Consider the following 23841-nt stretch of genomic DNA (forward strand, 5'->3'; position numbering starts at 1 on the left):
TAAACAGCGCTAATGAATTTGCTTATCAAATCTGCAACTGTTATTGACCCTGCATCTACATTTAATAAGCAGGTAACCGATATTTTGATTGAAAACGGAACCATCACCAAAATAGCCTCATCCATAAGCAATGATGACATTGAAACGTACGATGCAACCGGTAAATATGTTAGCCCTGGCTTTTTTGACCTTAACTGTAATATAGGTGAGCTGGGTCTCGAAACTAAGGAAGATCTTGAAACGGGTTCTGCAGCCGCAGCCGCGGGAGGCTTTACTGGCGTAGCACTTATGCCTAATACGCAGCCGCCGGTTCACTCAAAGGCCGAGGTGGAATATCTGCGCAATCGTGCAAAAAACAATCTTGTTGATATTTACCCGCTTGGCACCATATCTCACAACCGGGAAGGAAAGGACATGGCCGAGATGTATGATATGTTTAAAAGCGGCGCATTGGCCTTTACAGATGGTACGCGCCCGGTTCAGGATGCCGGCTTGATGGAACGTGCCATGCTTTACGTGCAGGGCTTTGGGGCACAAGTGATCTCCTACCCCGAAGATACATCTATAGCGGGTAAAGCAAAGGTGAATGAAGGTGTTGTAAGCACTATGCTTGGTATGAAAGGTATACCATCGCTCGCCGAAGAATTGATGTTGGCACGCGATCTTTACCTTGCCGAATACACCGGCGCATCCGTCCACTTTACTACCATATCAACCAAACGCTCTGTAGAACTTATCAGAGATGCGAAGGCAAAGGGTCTTAATATCACTTGCGATGTTGCCATAAATAACCTGGTGCTAACAGACGAGGCTTTGATGGGCTTCGACAGCCAGTATAAAGTTAAACCACCTTTACGCACGCAGGATGATGTAGATGCATTGTTAGCCGGATTAAAAGACGGCACCATAGATGCGATAGTTACCCAGCACACGCCACACGAAATTGAGTTTAAAGATGTTGAATTTGAAGTAGCAGCTTATGGCACAATAGGATTGCAAACAGCTTTTGCGCTTGCGTTAAAAGCAGGTTTGGATATTGATACTGTTGCGCAGAAAATGGCTGTTGCACCTCGCGCTATTTTAAATGTTTCAGCAGCAAGTATAAAAGAAGGTAGCGCTGCCAATTTAGTACTGTTAGATACGGAAGGCGAATGGGAGTATGCTCGTGCTGTAAATCAATCAAAAAGTTACAATTCTCCGTTTATGGGCCAGAACTTAAAGGGTAAAGTTTTGTTAACCTGTAATAATAATCAAACCATTATCTTTTAATCAGACCATAATGACCGACCCAAAAGTTACCGCTGCTATTAGCAGTGCTTTACAGGCCTACGCAAAATATTCAATTTTTGACGCCCAGGCGCTCGAAACCGAATTTGCTCCGATATTTTCATCAGACGACGACTTTTTAACCAAGGTTGACCGTTTGGACGAAGTTTTTGATAACAACCCGCAGGCAGAAGAACTGCGCGAGATATTTTTTGACTTGTTGCTCATCAACTTCTTCAGCGAGGATGTTAAAAAGCTTGAAGACGATTACCTGGAGACTCCCGAGTGGGAAGATATAGAAGAGCAAACGCTTGACCGCGGTACCGAGTTGCTTAACTTACTTTTATACCTTAACGAGTGTGAAGATGAAGGTATTGAACCGGAACTTGAAGATTACCTTAAAGAATTTTTATTAGTTGATGAAGACGAGTTTCAGGATGAGTACCGCATTTATGAACCTGTAATTGCCAACCAGATATTAGTGGAAAGCCCGGTAAGCGAGATACAAAAGGTTGCTGCAACCATCTCCGGAGACTCAGAAGTTAAAGAGTTATTTTACCCAATGATGTGCTTTTTCCAAAATCCTGACGCAACCGGTCATGATAAGGAAGAGATAGCTGATAATTCGGCCAATAAATCATTTGATATGGCTGTCTTAGAAATATTGGTTAGCTTTAACTAATTCAACGATCATCACAGTGAGCGAAGACTTAAACCCAATTATCCGCAAAAACGCAATTCCTAAAGGCCTCATTTTAGGTGTTGTAGTTGCAATTCTAAACATAGTATCTTACTACTATATTGTATCAATTGCAACGTCATACTGGGCAATTATATTGGTGCCGATGCTGTTTAATATTATACTGCCTTTGGTGGTATTATTGTTTTTGGTTGCAGATCTGCGCAAAACTATTGGTGGTTTTTGGAACCTGCGCCAGGCAATAACAGGTATTTTCCTGATGCTATTATTGGCAATGGCGGTTAACTACGTTACGGTAAACGTAGTTTTTGCCAAGGTGATTGAGCCAAACATGGTAGACAATACCAGGAATGCGATGGTTACCGCTGTGACGCCGATACTCGAAAAGTCTGGCGCCAGCCAAACGGACATTGATAAAAAGATGGACGAAATGCAAAAGCAGTTTGATAGCCGAAAAAATGCCGGCATTGGCCCGCAGATAAAATCTATTGTGATCTCCATTATCATGCTTTTTGTATTGGCATTGGTGTTGGGCGCTATTTATAAAAGAGAAAGGCCGCGCTACGCTACAGAAGGTAACGATCCGGAACTCTCTATATAATTTAAGAGTTTTATGAATACCAAAGGCCGCATTACATTGCGGCCTTTGGTGTTTTTAAGCCTAATCCCACTTTTCCAATCCTAATAGTTTTTTGCCAAGTTGTGAAAGTTGGGCTACAGAATTTTTCTTTTCTCGTTCCTGTGGGTCGCCGGGGAATGCATAACCTTGCATGGCTTCGCGGTTTTGCCAGCTGTTTATACGCCACTGCCTTAACTCTTCATTATCTTCCTGTGCGGGCATCATGCTAACATATTGCGCTATGCGCACCTTGTTGTTGCTGTTGTTGGCCCTTATGCCATGTGGTTGCGTGCTGTTAAATATCAACAGGTCGCCGGCTTCCATTTTTACCTTAACAATCTCAAAGCCGGTTGTATCAGGTTTGTAGTGGTCGCGGTCTTCCGGTTGGGTTAGTTTCCAGGTGTCATAAGTGCGGTAAAGTTCGGGTATGCATTGAAAGCCACCCATGCTTTCATCGATCTGGTCGGCCAGTGCAAGCACACCCTGCACATTTTGTGGCTTTGTCTCAGGGTCGTAATCCCAGTGTATAAATCCTTTATATTCAAATCCCGGGCGTAATGGGAAATTCAGGTTGGCCCTGTCAATATTGGCCCAAAGTTTTTCGGTACCCCAAATATCTGCAAAGGCGGCGTGCACTTTCGGATGCTGCCGGTTATCCCACATGTACTGGTGGTTATAAATCTCAACCATGCCGGTATTATTCAATTCGGCCATTTGCATTTGGGCATTAGGCTTTTTATACCAGCTCTGTATATCATTAGGATCTTTATCTTCGTATTCCCATAAGTAGTCAGCCAGCTTTTTTGCTTGTTCTTTGGGTACCGCGTTTTTGATAACAACGTAACCGTTCTCCATCCAAAATGCCCAGTCGGCTTCGGTCAACACGCGGAGCGGCTTCCCGTTGCTTCGGTCGTTTAGCTTTATAGCACTTGTTGTAGCTGTTGATGGGTTGCCGGGTATTTCGTTATGTTTCTCGTTGGCTTTCATGTTTGGGGCAGCAATCATCGTGCCCCCGGTTTCTGGCTGCATTTTCATAATTGGTTTGTTTTGATAACACAAAGTTAGAAGGGCTTGGTACGCTAAGCATAGCTTACAATAACCACTATTTGCTCTGCATTGATATTTTATGCTTATATTTAAGATTATTATCTGCAATATGGTATGGATAAAATACAGCTCGAACGCATAGACTTTGAACCGGGCAAGTCATTTAAGCTGTTTTCGCCTCGTTTGCGCAATACATTTTTATGGCATTACCATCCCGAGGTAGAGCTGGTGTACGTAGAAGCCGATGCCGGCATAAGGCATGTAGGTACGCACATATCGGGCTACACACAAAGCGACCTGGTATTTATAGGTGGCAACCTGCCGCACCTCAATTTTGATTACAGGTTACGCAGCGATTACCACCAGATAGTTTTGCAGTTGCATACCAATTTCTTAGGGCAGGCCATAGCAACCTCCCCGGAGTTTGCTGCAATAAAAGCCTTGTTTAAGAATGCCGACAGAGGTATATCATTCAGCGGGGAAACCAAAGCTAACGTTGCCGGGCGATTAAGGGCGCTTAACGGTTTATCGTCATTTGATCAACTGCTGGCATTGGTGGAGATTTTTCAAATACTCGCCACATCTACAGAAATGGAATTGCTGAACAACGATGAATCAAGCAAAGATTTTATCCTGAAAGACAAGATCAGGATGGGCGCTATATACGAATACATTGATGCCAACTATAATAAAAAGCCTAACGTGAATGCAGTCGCCGCCAAAGTGCACCTTACTACACCAGCTTTTTGCCGCTATTTTAAAAGGCAAACTAACATGACTTTTACGGACTTTGTCAATCAGTACCGAATAGAACGTGCAAAAAACCTGTTAATGCAAGGCACCAACGTTGCCGAAACATGCTATGCCGTGGGCATTGAAAGTATTTCTTATTTCAACAAATTGTTTAATAGAGCCGTTGGCCAAAACCCTTCGCATTTTATACGAATATGGGATGGAGATAAAAAACAATAGCCGTTAAAAACAGCTTTTTTAAAGCTTGAAAAGTGTGTTTAATTAATTCAAGCGCAACTTTTAACGCTGAGATATTATATGCATTCGTATATTGCAGGCCAGTTATAATTTAAAAATACCATCAAATTAGTATGAAAAGAAGACAATTTATCGGGAGCACCGGTTTAATTGGAGCAGGCGTTTTATTAAATAAATTATCGTTTGCGGCAAACGCACCTTTCCCGGTAGTAAGGGTAGCGGCGGCAAAACGTCACTTTACAAGCAAATCTGTAGAGAAGGCGATTGTGGAATTTAAATCGAAAGTAAAAAACCCTGAATTGGGCTGGCTGTTCGAAAATTGCTTCCCTAATACTTTAGATACCACTGTAACTTACAAGGTGCTTGATGGCAAACCCGATACCTATGTAATTACCGGTGATATTGATGCCATGTGGCTGCGCGACAGCAGTGCGCAGGTTTGGCCATACCTTGCATTTATAAATAAGGATACAGAGTTAAAAAAATTGATTGCAGGTGTAATTAATCACCAGGCTACCTGCATATTGCGCGACCCATACGCCAATGCTTTTTATGACGACCCGAGCAAGCAAAGCGAGTGGAAAGATGATGTTACCGACATGAAACCCGGCTTGCACGAGCGTAAATGGGAAATTGATTCGTTATGTTACCCAATACGCCTGGCTTATAAGTATTGGAAACTTACCGGCGATACGTCACCATTTGATGCTAAATGGAAAAGCGCCATACAGGCCGTATTGAAAACATTTAAGGAGCAGCAACGCAAAAATAATGACGGGCCTTACTCGTTCCAGCGTAAAACCGCTTTCGCTACCGATAGCGTACCAATGAGCGGTTTTGGTTACCCGGTAAAACCGGTGGGTTTAATTTGCTCTTCATTCCGCCCGAGCGATGATGCCACCATCTTTTCATTCCTGATACCATCTAACTTCTTCGCCGTTACCAGCCTTAACCAGGCGGCTGAAATGGTAACAGCCATATCAAAAGATGCTGCCCTTGCCGGCGAACTGACAACCCTTGCAAACGAGGTAAACGCTGCTCTACAAAAACACGCTGTAGTTAATCACCCTGATCATGGTAAAGTGTATGCTTACGAGGTGAATGGCTTTGGCAGCTACAACCTGATGGATGATGCCAACGTGCCAAGCTTATTGGCTATGCCGTACCTGGATGCCATAAAAAATACCGATCCGGTTTACATAAATACCCGCAAAATGCTGCTATCGCTTGATAATCCGTTCTTTTTTAAAGGCACGGCAGGCGAGGGTATAGGTGGCCCGCATGTAGGCAAAGATATGGTTTGGCCTATCAGCATCATTATTCGTGCACTTACAAGCAACAGCGATACCGAAATTAAAGAGTGTATAGAAATGTTGCGTAAAACACATGGCGGCACAGGCTTTATGCACGAGTCGTTCCATAAAAATGATGCTACCAAATTTACCCGTAGCTGGTTTGCCTGGGCTAATACCCTTTTTGGTGAATTGCTTTGGGAAACTTATACAACTAAGCCGCAATTACTGGCTTAACAAAAACCTCGAAGATGAAAAAACTTCACTTAATAGTTATTATTGTTTGTGCATCGGTATTTAGTACCCTTGCACAAACAATGGATTATGCTGCCGCGACACGCCAGTTGCACAGCAATATCTACAGTAGGTTCTTCGACAAGAAACAAAACCTTTTCCTGGAAACAACCGACTCGGCCGAGAACCGGGAAAACCATTCATTTTTATGGCCGCTGTGTGGCTTGATACAAGCCGCAAACGAAATGGAGGTAGTGAACCCTAATAAATCGTACATCAGCCCGGTAATGGTGGCCATACAGCAGTACTATACCACGCGCCCACCAGCGCCGGCCTATCAGGCCATGGTTGTAAGAGAGAAACAGGATAATCGTTTTTACGATGATAACCAGTGGATTGCCATTGCCTTGATGGATGCTTATGATCGCACGCATAGAAAGGAATATCTTAATATCTCTAAAACAATATATCGCTTTCTGCTTACCGGTTTAAATGATGTTGGCGGTGGCGGCTTTTACTGGGAAGAGGGAAATTTCAAATCTAAGAATACCTGCTCAAACGGGCCGGGTATTTTGGTAGGGTTAAGATTGTACCAGGCAACGAAGCAAAAAGCCTATCTGGATACAGCTGTTAAAGTTTATAATTGGACAAAAAGCAGGCTGCTTGCTCCAAACGGTGTTTACTTTGATAACATCAGGTTGCCTTCGCAAAAAATTGATTCTGCATACTATACTTACAATGCAGGCACTATGCTGCAAAGCGGCGTATTGCTTTATAATATCACCAAAAACAAGAAGTATTTAGATGATGCTGTTAGTGTTGCTAATGCTGCCGAGAAACAGTTTTACAGAAACGGAAAGCTACGCGGCGACTATTGGTTTAACGCAGTGCTTTTGCGCGGATATCTGGAGCTGTATAAAGTTGACAAGAACAAGCAGCGCCTGCAGTTTTTTGTAGCCGATGCCAACCGGATTTGGAAAGATGAGCGCGACAGCAAAGGCCTGGTGGGCACCAAAAACGTTAAACGACTTATTGACCAGGCGGCAATGCTTGAAATTTATGCCCGCCTGCAAAAGTTTGAAGGCAAATAATAAAAACTATATCTCACACTACACATGAAAAATGCTCTAAAACCTTTTGGGTTGCTGGGTTGTGCGCTGCTGTCATACATTGGCGTGCATGCGCAAGCTACTAAAGCGCCCGCATACCCTTTAATAACACATAATCCTTATTTCAGCGTATGGTCATTTACTGATGAACTGAATGGGTCAACAACAAAGCATTGGACAGGAAAGGGGCAGTCCTTACTTGGTATTGCCAAGGTTGATGGCGAGTACTATCGCTTTATGGGTAACGAGCCTGTATCTTACAAAACCATACTTGCCGATGCCGATGAGAAAACATATACGGCTAAATATATCGAAGCAGATCCGGGTAAAAACTGGGCCGAGACTGCATTTGACGACAGTAAGTGGAAAACGGGTGCAGCCCCGTTCGGTAACGATCCGGCATACAATAAAACAATGTGGAAAAGCCGCGATATATGGGTAAGACGCACATTTACTTACACCAAAACGGATGTCAATAAGCTTGTTTTAAAATTGCACCACGACGACCAGGCGGAAGTGTACCTGAACGGCGAAAAGATAGATGAGAGTGAAGGCGCAAATGGCGATCTGCAGATAATTCAGTTAAAGAACAGCATAAAAGATAAGCTACGTGATGGAGAGAATGTATTGGCAATGCATTGCGTTAATACCGGCGGTGGTGCCTGGATTGACGCAGGCCTGGCCGAGGAAGTAAAGCCTGCCGAGCGTGCCGAGCTTAACGAAGCTAAGCAAACATCTGTAGTGCTTAATGCTACTCAAACTATTTATAACTTTAAGTGCGGCCCGGTTGACCTGAAAGTTATCTTCACATCGCCATTGCTGATGGATAACCTCGACCTGATGTCGAGACCGGTTACATACATTACATACCGCGCTATATCAAATACATCTAAAGCACATAGCGTGCAACTTTATTTCGGCGCATCTACAGATTTGGCTGTTGATAAAGCTACCCAAGGCATAACAGCTAAGCAATACACAAGCAATGGACTATCTATATTAAAAGCGGGTACAACAGAGCAACCTATCCTTAAAAAGAAAGGTGATGATCTTCGTATAGATTGGGGTTATGCTTATGTAGCCGTGCCAACAGCCCTGAAAGCATCGCAATTCATCACAAGTCAAACTGGTGGACTGGCAGCTTTTTTTGCCGGTAAATTTAAGACCACCACTACAGCGGGTAAGCAACTATCACTGAATACTATTATACCTATGGGTAATGTGGGTGGTAAAGTTGTTGAGCGATATGTTGAGATTGGTTATAACGATATTTACTCGGTCCAGTATTTCGGTAAAAACCTACGCCCTTGGTGGAACAAAAATGGCGATCAAACTATTGAAGGACAACTTCATAAAGCTGCTGTTGATTACCAAAGTATAATGGCACGCTGCGCCGCGTTTAACAAGGATATGTACAGTAAAGCGGTGTTGGCAGGAGGTAAGGAGTATGCCGACCTTTGTATTTTAGCATACCGCCAGGCTATAGCTGCACATGCGCTTGTACGTAGTCCGCAGGGTGAGTTGTTATTTTTATCTAAGGAAAATTTTAGCAATGGTTCCATCAATACGGTTGATATAACTTATCCATCGGCTCCTATGTTTTTGCTATACAAGCCTGAGTTGCTTAAAGGCATGATGAATGGCATCTTTTATTACAGCGAAAGCGGTAAGTTTAAAAAACCTTTCGCAGCGCATGACCTAGGTACTTATCCATTGGCAAACGGACAAACCTATGGTGAGGATATGCCGGTTGAAGAATCTGGCAACATGACAATTTTGGCAGCGGCTATAGCCAAAGCCGAGGGCAACGCAAGCTACGCTAAAAAGCACTGGAAAACGCTCACCATCTGGAAAGATTATCTTATAAGGGAAGGGATTGATCCTGGCAGCCAACTTTGCACCGACGATTTTGCGGGTCACCTTGCGCGCAATGCCAACTTATCGTTAAAGGCCATAAACGGAATTGCATCATACGCAATGTTGGCCGATATGCTTGGTCATAAAGATGTAGCTGCAAAAAACCGCAAAATAGCAAAGGATGCTGTAACCAAGTGGATGAAACTAGCCGATGATGGCGATCATTATGCTCTTGCCTTTGGCAACAAGGATACCTGGAGCCAAAAGTATAACCTGGTTTGGGATAAGCTGCTTGGATTTAATTTGTTTCCCCAATCAGTTTATGATAGGGAGATTAAATACTACCTTGGTAAACAAAACAAATTTGGATTACCCTTAGACAGCCGCAAAAGCTACACAAAGTCTGATTGGATAGTTTGGACAGCAACCCTGGCAAACAACCAGCGTGATTTTAAGGAATTGATTGAGCCGATATATAAATATGCTAACGAGACACCAACTCGTGTACCCATGGGCGACTGGCACGAAACCACCAACGGTAAACAGGTAGGTTTCCAGGCACGCAGCGTGGTAGGAGGCTACTTTATTAAAATGCTCGAGCAAAAATGGCTGGGGAATAAATAACACCCTTGGAAATAAAGAAAAACCCGGTACCTAAATTTACCGGGTTTTTTTTATAAGGGAGGTCTGTGCCCCAAATTAAAATACTACTTCACTACCGTAGCTTCAAGCTCAACTTTTAATGTTTCAAATAGGCTTTTTACCTCCATTAAGGTTAGTGCTTGTTTGACATTATGCTTTGTTGTCCATTCCTGAAAAATATTAAAGTGCGGCCAAAGCTCGGCTGTATTAGTGGTATAAATGTTTAACCGAACTATATTTTCACAACTATAGCCTGCTTTATTTATAACGTGCTCGAGGTTTTCCAATGCAAGTAATAATTGCGACTTCATATCTGCATCGCTGGATACGCCGTCTGCACTTATTGCGGTTTGGCCAGACACATATAGTGTGCCCGTGGCATTGGTAACTTCAACTGCTTGTACATAACTGCGCTCGTCCTGCCATTGCCATGGATTAATTATTCTCTTTTCCATTTTTGCTTGTTTAAATGAGCTAAAGGCTCAGTTGATAATTTTATACGGCAAAAATGAGGAGGTTAAGGCGTATTAGGGTGTGACAAATATCACATGTTTAAAATAGTTTTTGATTTGTTATTCAGAGAGCCTGCTGAGGGTTTCGCGCGAAACGCCGAGGTAAGATGCCAGCTGTGTTTTTGGAACCCGCTGAAACAAGGCAGGATACTTTTTGAGTAACTGGTTGTAACGCTGACTTGCGCTTGAGGTTAGAAAGGAGAGTATGCGTTGTTGTGCGCTGATATGCCCTGCATTTGCTTTCTGCAGTAGGAAGTGTTCCATCTTCGGCAAGCTCGTACAAAGGGCGTGATAACTCTCGAGCGGTAGGCACAATACCTGCGTGTCTTCCAGGCATTGTAAAGACATGGTTGCCTTGCTCTTACTATAATAAGCTAAAAAATCACTTTCCCACCAATCCTCCATTGCAAAAGCCACAATGTGTTGCTTGCCTCCTTCGTCGTCATAAACCAGTTTTAATAAACCTTTGGTTACAAAATAGCAGTATTTAACATCATGCCCGAGAGTAATCAAAAAGTCGTGCTTCCTGTAATTTTTGATCTCGAAATGCGAACTGATAAAAGAAAATTCGTCGTCTGTTAACGATATGATTTTTTCGATATGTTCCCTTAAGATGTGTAATATGCAATAAAGGCTGGCTTCCGTCAAATAAATAATTTTTTGAAAAAACAGCAAAGCCTCCTAATTTCTTAGGAGGCTTTGTACCCAGAGCCGGAGTCGAACCGGCACGGTTTCCCACAGGTGTTTGAGACCAGCGCGTCTACCAATTCCGCCATCTGGGCATTTCCATAAGCATGTTTGCTTACAAGCGGGCTGCAAATGTATCTAAACTCTCTTTAATTCGCAACAAATATTTTTGTTTGTAGTAAATATTTGCAATTTCATTCAGCCGGTTTTCTTGGGCGGTGTGATCCAATTCACTGTAGTCCTTGATCAGTTCGTGCAGTTCGTAATTCATATCGCTCTCAATGGCAAGTACTTCCACGCTTATTTCGCCAAATTGCGCCATATTTTCAATTTCCATGATGCGCTCGTTTATATCCATCATTTCCATCAAAAAATTTGATGGAAGTTGTGGTTTTGCGCCCTCATTTATCAAATCATGTTCTCTTAAAACATATTCAACCACCCTGTTTGGGTTGCTGAGCGTTTGATAAGCCTTATTATTAAGTGTGGATAGCTCAAGTATTTCCTGCTGCCTTTCATCATCCTGATTGGCATGAAAATCGGGGTGATACTGTTTGCTTAAAGCATAAAACTTTTTTTTAATTAAAGTTTGATCTGGGAGGAAGCTTTCAGGAATATCGTAAAATTCGAAATAATTCATTTTGAAAATTTAATTATTTAGGATCAAAGTGTTATGTTGCATTTATATAAACCGTACATTAATACAAAACAATTTTATAGTCTAAACGTTTTGCACAGCAACTGAAGTTTGCGTTAAAAGTAAGTGATTTTAATATATATTTGCACTCCCTAAAAAATACAACGTCTGGATGCGTATTGAATTTATAGCTGAGAACACAGATGTTCCTCTTAATTCCTCTATACTTCTATGAAGTATTATTTTTTAAAGTATTTTAATTTTATGAATAAACTTAAACCCCTGTTAATTTTATTGTGTATTGCACTATACTCTATTTGCGCAGATAGCGTAAAAGCGCAAACAGTTCCTCAAAATCTTTCTGGGGTTGTGATAAGTGATTTATCAGACGATCAATTGAGGCAAGCTATGCAGCAGGCAGCCTCATCAGGTTTGAGCGATGCACAGTTGCTTCAAACTTTAAAGGCTCGTGGCCTAAGTGATAGTCAGGCACAGGTATTGCAAACAAGGATACAATCTTTGCGCCAGTCGTCTGCAAGTCAGCAAAGTAAAACCGCTAATACAGAGATCATCAATGAGAGCCGAACTTTAAACTACATTCCGGATACAATAGTAAAGGCTGATGAAAAAGTAATTGATATCTTCAAGCCAAGAATATTTGGGGCCGATCTGTTTAGAAATAACAACATTAAATTTGAGCCGAATTTAAAAATTGCAACGCCGGTAAACTATATTGTAGGTCCTGATGATCAGCTTAATATTAACGTTTTTGGCAATTCGCTTGTAAACTGGAAACTTGCAGTTTCTCCTGAAGGGAATATTAATATTCCGGGAGCCGGTATTTTAAACGTATCCGGAAAAACTATTGAGCAAGTTACCTCATTAATTAAAAATAAACTTGCTGCCAATAATTACGCTATAGGCAGGGGCACAAATGTAAATGTCACTTTGGGCGACATACGCAGCATCAAAGTAATAATGGTAGGGGAAGTTTCTAAACCGGGTACCTACACACTTCCGTCGCTTGCTACTGCCTTCACTGCATTGTACGCAGCAGGTGGCCCCAGCGACATAGGCTCTTTCAGGCAAATTGAAATTTTGCGTAATAACAGGATAGTAAGGCGGTTAGACGTATACGACTTTTTAACTAAAGGAGACCAGAAAGATAACATAGCTTTACAGGATCAGGATATTATCCGTGTACCTACTTATCGTACGCGCGTTGAACTTGCAGGAGAGGTGAAAGTACCGGCGATATTTGAGGTTTTACCTGGTGAGAAACTTGCGGACATAATTCGTTTTGCAGGTGGCTTTACAGATCAGGCTTATACTGCTCGCATTAAGGTGTCGCAGATAAATGAACAGCAAAGGCGCATAACGGATGTATTGGAAAACGACTTCAAAAATTATGTTCCGTTGCGTGGCGACAGATTCGTAGTTGACAGGATTTTAGATCGCTATGAAAATAGAGTAACTATAAATGGTGCAGTTTTTAGACCTGGAGAATATGAATTACAGAAAGGGCTGACGGTATCACAATTGATAAGTAACGCAGCAGGTCTTAAGGAAGATGCTTTCTCGGGTCGTGGAAGCATTACAAGATTAAAGCCCGACAACACTACAGAGCTACTCTCTTTTGATGTTAAAGCGGTTGTAGCCAAAACTGCGCCCGACATTCTTTTACAAAGAGAAGATGTTGTTAATATCTCGTCGATATTTGATTTACGCGATAAATATCGCTTAACAATAAAGGGCGAAGTAAGAAATGAAGGAGAATATGCTTACTCTGAGGGAATCAGTGTTGAAGACCTTATTCTTAAAGCTGGTGGCTTTACTGAAGGTGCAAGTTCAAAACGTATTGAAGTCTCAAGACGTGTCACTGATAGCGACCCAACATCACGGGCAAGTAACCTGGCGCAGGTATTTGTTGTAAATGTTGACAACGAACTTAAAGCCGGTGAGGCTGATTTCAAGCTAAAGCCATTTGACATTGTTTCGGTATACACATTACCTGGTTATGAAAGGCAGATCACTGTTAAGGTAGAAGGTGAAGTTTTGTATCCCGGTTATTATACAGTAAAAAAGAAGAACGAAAAAATATCAGACATCATTGCAAGGGCAGGCGGTATTACTGCTTCGGCTGACGTTGACGGCGGTACCCTAAAACGCGACAACATCGCTATTTTGGGTATAGACAGAAATAAAACAGATACAGCGGCAATTGAAAAGGAACGTATCGATCGCTTAAGCCGTTTAAAGCAAAGTTATAAGGACTCTACACAGTTAGCACCAGAGCAATTACGTAACAGCTATGTGGGTATTGATTTGAAGTCAATCCTTAAAAAGCCGGGTACCTTTATTGACTTGATTATGGAAGATAACGACGTGATACGTATACCTAAGCAACAGCAGATTGTGCGTGTAAACGGCGAGGTATTGTACCCAAGTGCGGTTGTTTATAATAAGTCAAAATCATTTAATGATTTTGTTTTGAATGCCGGTGGGTATGCGCCAACAGCATTAAAAAAAGGTGCGTATGTAGTATACCCTAACGGAACTGTAAAAGGCACAAGTAAATTTTTGTTTTTTAATGTTCATCCTTCGGTAAAACCCGGAAGTGAAATATACGTACCTAAAAAACCTGTTCGTCGTAGTTTATCAGCAGCAGAAGTAGTTGGTTTAACCAGTGGCCTGGCATCTTTAGGAGCAATTATTTTAGGTATAATTAATCTTTCTAAGTAGTTTATGAGCCAGAACGATGAAATAAGTATTAAAGATATTGCACTAATAGGTAAATCTGCGATAAATTATCTCAGATCTAAGTGGTATGTAATAGCTGTCGTTAGCATACTTGCCGGTGCCCTTGGCTTTTTTTACGCCTTCTCTACTAAGCCATCCTATACTGCTGTATCTAATTTTGTTTTGGATGAAGGTAACAGAAGTGGTGCCCTTAGTCAATATGCTGGTTTGGCTTCTTTGGCTGGGATAGATATTGGAGGTTCGGGAGGCGGCATATTCCAGGGAGACAACATTTTAGAGTTGTATAAATCGCGGTTAATGTTAAAAAAAACATTATTATCGGCCGTCAACATTAATGGAAAGCGTGAGTTGCTTATAAACAGATATATTGAGTTTAATAACCTACGGGAAAAATGGCTAAAGGATGAAAAAATTGGCTCGATTTCATTTCTTGAGGGCCAAAATAATCTAAATCGTAAACAAGACAGTATAATAACCGACATTATTTTTACATTCAATAAAAAGTATCTTACAGTAGCAAAGCCCGATAAAAAACTCAGTATTATACAAGTATTGTTCAACTCACCAGACGAGCTGTTTGCCAAGGAATTTAATAGCAAGCTTGTTGAGACTGTGAATGATTTTTATACGCAAACGCGCATTAAAAAAAGTTTGCAGAACGTTAAAATTTTACAAAAGCAGGCCGATAGTGTGCGGCATGTTTTAAATGGGGCAATTAGCGGAGTGGCCGCTGCGCTTGACGCTGCGCCAAATGCTAACCCTGCATTGTTAACCTTGCGTGTACCATCTCAGCGTAGGCAAGTTGATGTGCAAGCTAGCACTGCCATTTATAGCGAGGTAGTCAAAAATCTTGAACTTGGTAAAATTTCACTACGCCAGGAAGCCCCATTAATACAAATAATAGATCAGCCGGTATTGCCGTTGGCTGTAAAAAAGATAGGCAAGAAAACTGCTATAATAGTTGGCATTTTATTAGGCGCTTTTTTTACATCTGTGTTCCTACTCTTGAAAAAATTTATTCAATCAGCTCTTAAATAATTATATGCAGTACTACACGCTTAAGGTAATTGATATTAGAGCCGAAACGACAGATACTGTTACGGTTGTACTTAAGCAGCCAGGTCTAAAAAAGATTAAATATAAGGCTGGCCAATATCTTACTCTCATATTTCGCATAAATGGTCGTCGTTATTTAAGGCCCTACAGTTTTTCATCAGCACCTGGTGTAGATCAAAACCTTGAAGTAACCATAAAAAGAGTGCCTGGTGGCGTTGTATCTAACCACATTATTGACGCTGTTAAGGTTGACGATATCATTGAAGCAATGGAACCATTAGGTGATTTTGTTTTAAATGAGCAAAACAAGGATGCACATATTGTTCTATGGGGGGCAGGTAGTGGTATAACACCCCTTATGTCTATTGCGAAGTATGCCTTGGCCCAGCAAATTGCAAGGCACGTTACCTTAGTTTATGGAAATAGGGAAAGTGAAAGTGTTATATTTAAAGACAAAATCACTGAGCTCGAATTTACCTACCAAGACAAGTTCTCTGCTTTTCACTTTTTTACAAAGGCGGTCATATCAGGCAACAATCCGAATGTAATACAAGGGAGGATACAACCTTCAAAGGTTATTGCAGTGATGCAAGAAGAAAATAATTTTCATGACACACTTCACTATATATGTGGGCCCGAAGGACTAAAGCAATCGGTATCCACCGTGTTACATGATTTGGGTTTTTCTGATGAGCATATTTTTTATGAGGACTTTGAAGTTGTTCGTAATCCGGTTGATTTTGCTGGTATAGTTACGCAACAGGTAACTATACGCAAAGATGGCGTTGACCATACGGTAGAAGTTACAGCCGGTAAAAGTGTTTTAGAGGCAGGTCTTAACGCTTTATTGGAGATGGCCTATTCGTGCCAAACCGGCAATTGCCTGGTTTGCAAAGGGAAATTGCTTAAAGGGGATTTAAAAATGATTGGCGTAAAAAATGTTCCTGAGGGCTTGCAATCAGATGAACGTTTGCTTTGCAGCAGTTTCCCGGTTACTGATGATGTTATTGTTGAAATTGAATAAGAAGAAAAACTATAATGAAAGTTGTATTATTAGCAGGTGGCTTAGGCACACGATTGTCTGAAGAAACGGTTTTAAAACCAAAACCAATGGTTGAAATTGGCGGAATGCCAATTCTATGGCATATAATGAAAATTTATTCTGCCCATGGTTTTAATGATTTTGTGGTTTGTTTGGGCTACAAAGGCTATGTAATTAAAGAGTTTTTTTCTAACTACTTTTTGCATAAATCAGACGTTACGATCGATTTAAAGAACAATTCTGTAGAAGTTCACGACTCGCAGGCAGAGCCATGGAAGATCACTTTGGTTGATACAGGTAATGAGTCGATGACAGGTGGCCGAATCAAAAGAATTCAACCATATGTTAATAATGAAACTTTTATGCTTACATACGGCGATGGTGTAGGCAATATTGATATAAAGCAACTTGTTGAGTACCACAAAAACCATGGTAAGCAATGTACTGTAACATCTGTGCAACCGTCTGGAAGGTTTGGTGCATTAAATATTCTTGATGATTCATCCGTGCATTCTTTTATGGAGAAACCTAAAGGGGACGGCGCTTGGATAAATGGTGGTTATTTTGTGTGTGAACCAACCATATTTGACTATATCAACGAAGGAGACAGCACGGTTTGGGAGCAAAAGCCCATGGAAGAAATCGCTAATACCGGGCAGATGAATGCGTATAAACACACTGGATTTTGGCGTCCTATGGATACGCTGAAAGACAAGCATGATCTTAATGAGATGTGGGATGCTAATCAAGCACCATGGAAAGTATGGTAAATATGATAGAGGATTTAAAGAAAATTTACAGCGGTAAAAAGGTATTTTTAACTGGTCATACTGGTTTTAAAGGATCCTGGATGCTCAAGATATTAAACATGCTTGGGGCCGATGTTAAAGGTTATGCATTGTCGCCTGTAGGCACCCCAAATCTATTTGACGTTATTAACGGCGATCAAATTTGTGAATCGGTTATAGCTGATCTTAGAGATAGAGACAGATTAAAAGATGAGGTTGAGTCTTTTCAACCCGACTTTATATTTCACCTAGCTGCGCAGCCATTGGTTCGCCTATCGTATAAAATTCCGTCAGAAACATTTGAAGTTAATGCCATAGGTACTGCCAATGTTCTGGACGCTCTTATGTTGGTGCAAAAACCTTGTTATTGTGTTTTCATAACTACCGATAAGGTTTACCACAACAATGAGTGGGATTACCCTTATCGTGAAAATGACAGACTTGGAGGTTATGACCCATATAGCGCAAGCAAAGCATGTGCAGAGTTGGTTATTGACTCTTACCGCAATTCATTTTTCAATATTAAAGATTTTGATAAACATAAAAAGGCAATTGCCGTTGGCCGTGCCGGTAATGTTATTGGAGGTGGAGATTGGTCTGCAGATAGATTGATACCTGACATTGTACGATCACTTGAGCAAGGTAAGGAAGTTGAAATAAGAAACCCGGGTGCTGTGAGGCCTTGGCAACATGTATTGGAGCCATTAGCGGGCTATTTATTGCTGGGCGCAAAATTATTTAATGACCCTCAAAGCTATTCAACCGCTTATAATTTCGGCCCGGATGTTAACGATGCATTGCCTGTTAACAAAATGGTTGAGATGAGCATAGAGGCATGGGGCACCGGAAGTTATTTTATTCATAAAAATGAAAATCAACCTCACGAAGCAGGCTTGTTAAAACTTGATGTGAGTAAAGCCAAGGCCGAGTTAGGCTGGCTGCCAAGATTAAATGCTGGTAAAGCCGTTGAAAATACAATTAAGTGGTATAAGCAGTATTATCACAGTGGTGACCTGTTGAAATATACAGAGAACGAAATAGAAGATTTTTTGAATGGCTAAGATTTTCATTACGGGTATAACCGGTTTTCTTGGATCAAACATTGCCGAATATCTGATTAATGAGGAGCACGATGTTACAGCAATTTATCGGCCATCGTCGTCCAGAGAACGTTGTAACCAATACTACAGCAGTGTAAACTGGATTTTGCAGGATGATCTTGGCGATTGGCAGGATGCCGTAATTAAATCTTCTCCCGATGTTATAGTTCATAGCGCTTGGTTAGGGGTAGGCCATCTTGAGCGGGATGATTGGAATATACAGGTAGCTAATATTGATTTCTTAAAATCGTTGCTTTTTATAGCATCAAAATCAGAAGCATCCAAATTTATAAGCTTGGGTTCGCAGGCAGAATACGGTATTTTTGAGGGTACTATAGACGAAGAGTATCCTACTAGTCCTACTGAAGCTTACGGCTGTGTAAAGGTTGTATGCAGTGAGTTGGTTAAGCAGTTTTGCAATTACCACAAAATTGACTGGTTTTGGTTAAGGCTATTTTCCTTTTTTGGTAAGGGCGAAGCAGATAACTGGTTAATCCCGTCAATGGTAAAACGCATGTTTACGGGTACCGAAATGGATTTTACAGCAGGAGAACAAAAATATTCTTACCTGTATGTGAGCGACTTAGCACTTGCTGTAAATAATATTACAACAAAAAACGGAGTTTCGGGTATATACAACATATCAGGTAAAAATGTATTAAAATTAAAGACGCTGATAACAGATATCCGCGATCATATAAATCCAAGTTTTCAGCTCAATTTTGGTAACTTACCTTACCGTAAAAATCAACCCATGCACATGCAGGGTAATTCCAGTAAGTTTGTTAAAGAATTTGGTGAATTTGACGTTACTGATTTTAAAAGCGCGATGCTAAACGTATTGGATGATCTGAAACAAAAAATAACGCATAACAATGAAGGCATCTGATTTTATAGCACTTTTCTTAGAAAAAAAGGGCATCAAGCATGTATTTGAATTATCAGGTGGCATGATCACACATCTACTTGATTCACTCAATCAAAAAACACAAATAAATATCATAACAATGCACCACGAGCAATCGGCCGCTTTTGCAGCTGATGCTTACGGTAGAGTTACTGGTTTGCCAGGTGTAGCCCTAGCTACAAGTGGTCCTGGCGCAACTAATTTACTTACCGGTATAGGTAGTTGTTATTTTGACTCGACGCCTGCAATTTTTATAACGGGACAGGTTAACCGACATGAACAAAAAGGCGACAGAAACATTCGTCAGCTTGGTTTTCAGGAAACGGACATAATTGCAATGGCTAAGCCAATTACCAAAGCGTGTTTCAAGGTAGATAATGAAAACGATTTACCTCAAATATTTGAGCAAGCCTTTTCTATAGCTTGCGACGGGCGCCCTGGGCCTGTGCTTATAGACATACCCATGGACGTTCAGCGGGCAAATATTGCAGTACCTGCTGACGATACTATGGTACCCGCACCTGCGCCTTTAGATAAAGCGGTTTTACTCGATATCGCCGGTGCTATAAAGGATGCTAAACGTCCATTACTTTTAGTTGGACGCGGCGTAAGGGCTGCATTTGCCACACAAGCGATGATGGAATTTGTGGACAAAACTCATTTGCCGGTTATAACAACGTTATTAGCTGTAGATGCAATACCATTTGATAATCCATACAGAGTAGGTTTTATTGGCAGCTATGGTAATCGCTGGGCAAATATTGCGTTTGGCGAGTGCGACTTATTGATTGTTGTAGGAAGCAGGTTAGACATCAGGCAAACAGGAGCAGATACCAAATTCTTTGAAGATCGCACAATTTACCATGTTGATTGCGAGGCGGAAGAGATAAACAATAGAATAAGGGGCTGCATACCTGTTATTGCGGATGCCAAATTGTTTTTTGAAGACTTTACAAATGCTCTTTCTGATGTAGAGTTTGTGCAGCCCAAAGCTTGGGTTGATTACATACAGGACTTAAAGGAGCAATGGCCCGACGTGAAAGAATTAACGCCGAATGGTATAAATCCCAATGTATTTATTCATAAGCTTTCGCAACATTCACAAGCAGCCAAGTGCTATCTCGCAGACGTTGGGAGCCATCAAATGTGGGCAGCTCAGTCTGTAGAAGTTGGAGATGATCAGTTGTTTTTAACATCCGGAGGGATGGGAGCAATGGGATATGCATTACCGGCAGGCATTGGTGCTTGTTTTGGTTTAGGCGTAAAGCCGGTTATTGTTATCGTTGGCGATGGTTGTATGCAAATCAATATTCAGGAACTGCAAACTATAGTTCGCAATAAGTTGCCTGTTAAGGTTATTGTTATGAACAACCGTAATCTTGGAATGATCAGGCAATTTCAAGATAGTTACTTCGAGTCTCGCTATCAATCTACGTATTGGGGATATACCGCGCCGGACTTTGAGAAAGTAGCTGAGGCATATGGTATAAACGCTGCGACGATAAATACAGAAGACGAAATAGATAGTGCTGTTGAATGGATGTGGAATAGTGAGAACGCTGATAGCCCAGTTCTGTTACAAATAATGATAGATCCTCATACTAATACTTATCCGAAAATTGCGTTTGGCAAACCCATTACAGAAATGGAACCTTTTGCTACTCCAATTGAAATGGAAGGTACCTAATAATCAGTTAATACGTAAAAAATAATATGTTACAGAACATTACAAATCCAGACCTTGAAAAAAGTTTAAGAGAAATTGCTAAAGCAAAAACAACCCAAAACATTATAGCGGGGCAAAATTATATTCCTGTTACAGGTAAGGTTTTAGATGAAGAAGATATATTGCTGGGTGTTGATGCCGCTTTAGACGGCTGGCTTACCGCAGGTAGGTTTGCAAACAAATTTGAATATGATTTTGCGAACTACTTTGGAGCTAACAAGGCGCTACTTGTTAATTCGGGATCATCAGCAAATTTGGTTGCATTTTATGCTTTAACTTCGCCAAAGTTAGGCGACCGGGCTGTTAAACCGGGCGACGAAGTGATAACCGTAGCAGCAGGCTTTCCAACTACGGTTAACCCAATGATACAATTCGGCGCGGTACCGGTGTTTGTTGATATCGATGTAGCCACGCATAACGTTAAATCTGAGGATATAGAAGCTGCTGTTTCTCCAAAAACAAAAGCGATTATGATTGCTCACTCTTTGGGCAATCCATTTGACCTGGATGAAGTGATGCGTGTGGCAAAAAAGTATAACCTTTGGGTTGTTGAAGACGATTGCGACTCTTTTGGCGCTACTTATCGCGGTAAAAAAACGGGTACATATGGCGACATATCAACGTTTTCATTTTACCCTGCGCACCACATCACAATGGGCGAGGGCGGTGCTGTAGTAATTAACAACCCGGAATTGGCTAAAGTTGCCGAAAGTTTTAGAGACTGGGGTAGAGACTGCTATTGTGAGCCTGGTAAAGATAATACTTGCGGATGCCGGTTTTCACAGCAGCTTGGATCACTACCATTTGGTTACGATCATAAATATACATACTCACATATCGGGTTTAACCTTAAAGTAACTGATATGCAAGCAGCTTTTGGTGTATCACAACTTAAAAAGGTTGATGGTTTTGTGAAACGCAGACAGGAAAACTATAAGGCGCTTTACGAAAGGATGAAGAGTTTGGAAGAGGTGTTTATTCTTCCCGAGCCAACGCCTAACAGCGATCCATCATGGTTTGGTTTTCTATTGACATTGCGTGAAGGTGATGCAGCGGATAGACATATGCTTGTTCAACATCTTGAAGAGAAAAAAATTGGTACAAGGTTATTGTTCGGTGGCAATTTATTGCGTCAGCCGGCGTATGCAGGTATCAACCACAGGGTAGTTGGCGACCTTGCAAATACAGATATAATAATGAATCAATCATTTTGGCTGGGTGTTTGGCCGGGACTAAACGAAAGCCACTACGACTACATGTTAGATGTGATCAAAGACTACATTGGGTAAATGATATCATTCATTAGAAAAGCATCAAGCAAAATCGGCATTGATGGAGCTATTGCTTTTACATTACTGTCCAGAGCTGTCCAGGGCTTCGGCAGTATTGGTTCTGTAATATTCATCGGAACTTTTTTGTCGCCCGAGGAAAGGGGATACTTTTATACGTTTGCAAGTATACTCGCTATTCAGGTTTTTTTTGAGTTAGGTTTAAGTGGAATCATTACCCAATACACCGCTCATGAATTTGCACATTTAACATGGGCAGGTAACGACCTCGAAGGGGATGATTATTACAGATCAAGGCTGTCGTCTTTGATGCATTTCTTTGTAAAGTGGTTCGGAATTATCAGTATATTCCTGTTCTTTGTTTTGATTGCTTCAGGATTTTATTTCTTCTCTAAGTTTGGGAATAACGATAACGTGAGCTGGAAAAACCCGTGGATAATTTTGTGCGTTGCAACATCTTTAAATCTCTTTATAGATCCAATGCTCGCTTACATGGATGGCTTGGGAGAGGTAAAGGATATGGCTAAACTCCGTATGGTGCAAAAAACAGCGTATGTTTTTTTACAGTTTTTGTTTTTTGCCTTGGGGTTTAAGCTTTATTCGGCCGCACTGGCCTCTTTAATTTCGATACTAATAAACTTTATTCAGCTTGCTTCAAGAGAACGCAGATTGAAAATTATCGGTATCTGGAAAATTAGGGGCGATTCGGTAATAAATTACATGGCAGAAATTTTTCCTTATCAGTGGCGCATTGCATTGAGTTGGATTAGCGGATATTTTATCTTTCAATTATTTAATCCAGTCTTATTTGCCTACGCAGGCAAAGTTGTTGCAGGGCAAATGGGGATGTCTCTGCAAGTTCTTAATGGTATTTCAAACTTGTCAATGAGCTGGATTACGACAAAAATACCATTACTGGCCTCACTTATAGTTCATAAGAAATTTGCAGAAAGCAATTCAGTTTTTAATAATACAGTTAAAAATTTACTGATCGTAAATATTGCTGGTGTAATGGTTTTTTATGGCGGTGTTGTTTTTCTAAACTACACATCTAATCATTTTAGCAATAAGTTTTTGCCGCCTGTAGCTACATTGATGCTTTGCGCTGTTACCATAATTAATCAATTGATTTTTTCCTGGGCGACGTATTTAAGATGCCATAAGCAGGAGCCATTTTTAGTAAATTCAATAGTCATTGGATTGCTTTGTGGTATTTCAACCATTACACTTGGAAAATATCTGGGCGTTATGGGAGTTGTAGGCGGTTACACACTTATTTCTATTGCGATAAGCTTGCCATGGGCTTATTATATTTTTAAATCAAAAATACGACTATGGCATCAATCGAAAATAATTTCGCTTACAGCTGCCGTTATTACATAGATGATGCCTTATAATCCATCCAAGTAATCATATTGCAGATATATGCTATTCAGGCTGACATCAACACCGCTACATTTTTAACGTTTAAAATACATTATTTATGAGTATCGAAATAGCTCAAATTATATTAAAAACGCGTAATGACTGAGCCTCTTTTAAAAAAAAAGACAGTTGTTGAAACTGCTGTTGTAAGGGCTG

20 protein-coding genes and 1 tRNA gene are annotated in these 23841 nt (G+C 41.0%); 16 read left to right on the forward strand and 5 right to left on the reverse strand.

The window, feature by feature from the left end; translation table 11 throughout:
- Window positions 1-12: 12 nt before the first annotated feature.
- Genes FPZ43_RS01370 through FPZ43_RS01380 form a run of 3 tightly spaced genes read left to right on the forward strand, consistent with a single transcriptional unit; the run spans window position 13 to window position 2567 of the window.
- Complete coding sequence (locus FPZ43_RS01370; RefSeq protein ID WP_146380054.1) at window positions 13-1269, forward strand: dihydroorotase; 1257 nt, start codon at window positions 13-15, stop codon at window positions 1267-1269.
- Between the two features lie 10 nt (window positions 1270-1279).
- The gene (locus tag FPZ43_RS01375; RefSeq protein WP_146380055.1) at window positions 1280-1948 is read left to right on the forward strand and encodes a hypothetical protein; all 669 of its coding nucleotides are present in this window, start codon (window positions 1280-1282) and stop codon (window positions 1946-1948) included.
- A 16-nt stretch (window positions 1949-1964) separates the two neighbouring features.
- A complete protein-coding gene (locus FPZ43_RS01380) occupies window positions 1965-2567 on the forward strand; it encodes a DUF4199 domain-containing protein (RefSeq protein ID WP_186461733.1) in 603 nt (200 codons plus the stop codon).
- A 60-nt stretch (window positions 2568-2627) separates the two neighbouring features.
- On the opposite strand, the gene FPZ43_RS01385 is transcribed toward FPZ43_RS01380, so the two are convergent.
- Window positions 2628-3620, reverse strand: coding sequence for a phytanoyl-CoA dioxygenase family protein (locus tag FPZ43_RS01385; RefSeq protein WP_261380954.1), 993 nt, complete (start codon window positions 3618-3620; stop codon window positions 2628-2630).
- 126 nt (window positions 3621-3746) lie between these two features.
- On the opposite strand from FPZ43_RS01385, the gene FPZ43_RS01390 reads away from it, so the two are divergent.
- From FPZ43_RS01390 to FPZ43_RS01405, 4 genes are all read left to right on the forward strand, one after another.
- Window positions 3747-4604, forward strand: coding sequence for an AraC family transcriptional regulator (locus tag FPZ43_RS01390; protein ID WP_146380057.1), 858 nt, complete (start codon window positions 3747-3749; stop codon window positions 4602-4604).
- A gap of 131 nt (window positions 4605-4735) precedes the next feature.
- Window positions 4736-6151: a glycoside hydrolase family 125 protein gene (locus tag FPZ43_RS01395; RefSeq protein WP_146380058.1), complete on the forward strand. Its 1416-nt coding sequence runs from the start codon at window positions 4736-4738 to the stop codon at window positions 6149-6151.
- Between the two features lie 14 nt (window positions 6152-6165).
- A complete protein-coding gene (locus FPZ43_RS01400) occupies window positions 6166-7239 on the forward strand; it encodes a glycoside hydrolase family 76 protein (protein ID WP_146380059.1) in 1074 nt (357 codons plus the stop codon).
- Between the two features lie 24 nt (window positions 7240-7263).
- A complete protein-coding gene (locus tag FPZ43_RS01405; protein ID WP_146380060.1) occupies window positions 7264-9738 on the forward strand; it encodes a glutaminase family protein in 2475 nt (824 codons plus the stop codon).
- Between the two features lie 83 nt (window positions 9739-9821).
- Here FPZ43_RS01405 and FPZ43_RS01410 read toward each other — a convergent pair whose 3' ends face one another.
- From FPZ43_RS01410 to hscB, 4 genes are all read right to left on the reverse strand, one after another.
- Window positions 9822-10211 (reverse strand): RidA family protein, encoded by a 390-nt coding sequence (locus tag FPZ43_RS01410; protein ID WP_146380061.1) that lies wholly within the window; start codon window positions 10209-10211, stop codon window positions 9822-9824.
- Window positions 10212-10328: 117 nt separating this feature from the next.
- On the reverse strand, window positions 10329-10916 hold the full coding sequence (locus FPZ43_RS01415; RefSeq protein ID WP_261380955.1) for a Crp/Fnr family transcriptional regulator: 588 nt from the start codon (window positions 10914-10916) through the stop codon (window positions 10329-10331).
- A gap of 54 nt (window positions 10917-10970) precedes the next feature.
- Window positions 10971-11050 (reverse strand) — tRNA-Leu (locus FPZ43_RS01420).
- Between the two features lie 20 nt (window positions 11051-11070).
- On the reverse strand, window positions 11071-11595 hold the full coding sequence (hscB, locus tag FPZ43_RS01425; RefSeq protein ID WP_146380062.1) for a Fe-S protein assembly co-chaperone HscB: 525 nt from the start codon (window positions 11593-11595) through the stop codon (window positions 11071-11073).
- 261 nt (window positions 11596-11856) lie between these two features.
- Here hscB and FPZ43_RS01430 point away from each other — a divergent pair, with 261 nt between their 5' ends.
- Genes FPZ43_RS01430 through FPZ43_RS01470 form a run of 9 tightly spaced genes read left to right on the forward strand, consistent with a single transcriptional unit; the run spans window position 11857 to window position 23643 of the window.
- Entirely contained in the window at window positions 11857-14334 is a 2478-nt protein-coding gene (locus tag FPZ43_RS01430; RefSeq protein ID WP_146380063.1) for an SLBB domain-containing protein, read from the forward strand.
- A gap of 3 nt (window positions 14335-14337) precedes the next feature.
- Entirely contained in the window at window positions 14338-15390 is a 1053-nt protein-coding gene (locus FPZ43_RS01435) for a GumC domain-containing protein (protein WP_146380064.1), read from the forward strand.
- A 4-nt stretch (window positions 15391-15394) separates the two neighbouring features.
- Window positions 15395-16432, forward strand: a complete 1038-nt coding sequence (locus tag FPZ43_RS01440; RefSeq protein WP_146380065.1) for a ferredoxin--NADP reductase — start codon at window positions 15395-15397, stop codon at window positions 16430-16432.
- 14 nt (window positions 16433-16446) lie between these two features.
- On the forward strand, window positions 16447-17220 hold the full coding sequence (gene rfbF, locus FPZ43_RS01445; RefSeq protein ID WP_146380066.1) for a glucose-1-phosphate cytidylyltransferase: 774 nt from the start codon (window positions 16447-16449) through the stop codon (window positions 17218-17220).
- Window positions 17205-18299 (forward strand): CDP-glucose 4,6-dehydratase, encoded by a 1095-nt coding sequence (gene rfbG, locus FPZ43_RS01450; protein ID WP_261380956.1) that lies wholly within the window; start codon window positions 17205-17207, stop codon window positions 18297-18299. The genes rfbF and rfbG overlap by 16 nt, the downstream gene beginning before the upstream one ends.
- Complete coding sequence (locus tag FPZ43_RS01455; RefSeq protein ID WP_146380067.1) at window positions 18292-19227, forward strand: NAD-dependent epimerase/dehydratase family protein; 936 nt, start codon at window positions 18292-18294, stop codon at window positions 19225-19227. Before rfbG ends, FPZ43_RS01455 begins: the two co-directional genes overlap by 8 nt.
- Complete coding sequence (locus FPZ43_RS01460) at window positions 19214-20932, forward strand: thiamine pyrophosphate-binding protein (protein WP_146380068.1); 1719 nt, start codon at window positions 19214-19216, stop codon at window positions 20930-20932. Before FPZ43_RS01455 ends, FPZ43_RS01460 begins: the two co-directional genes overlap by 14 nt.
- Window positions 20933-20958: 26 nt before the next feature.
- A complete protein-coding gene (rfbH, locus tag FPZ43_RS01465) occupies window positions 20959-22260 on the forward strand; it encodes a lipopolysaccharide biosynthesis protein RfbH (protein ID WP_146380069.1) in 1302 nt (433 codons plus the stop codon).
- Entirely contained in the window at window positions 22261-23643 is a 1383-nt protein-coding gene (locus FPZ43_RS01470) for a lipopolysaccharide biosynthesis protein (RefSeq protein ID WP_146380070.1), read from the forward strand.
- Window positions 23644-23841: the final 198 nt, after the last annotated feature.

Origin of the sequence: Mucilaginibacter pallidiroseus (assembly GCF_007846085.1) — a bacterium.
In the GTDB taxonomy this organism is placed as follows: Bacteria; Bacteroidota; Bacteroidia; order Sphingobacteriales; family Sphingobacteriaceae; genus Mucilaginibacter; species Mucilaginibacter pallidiroseus.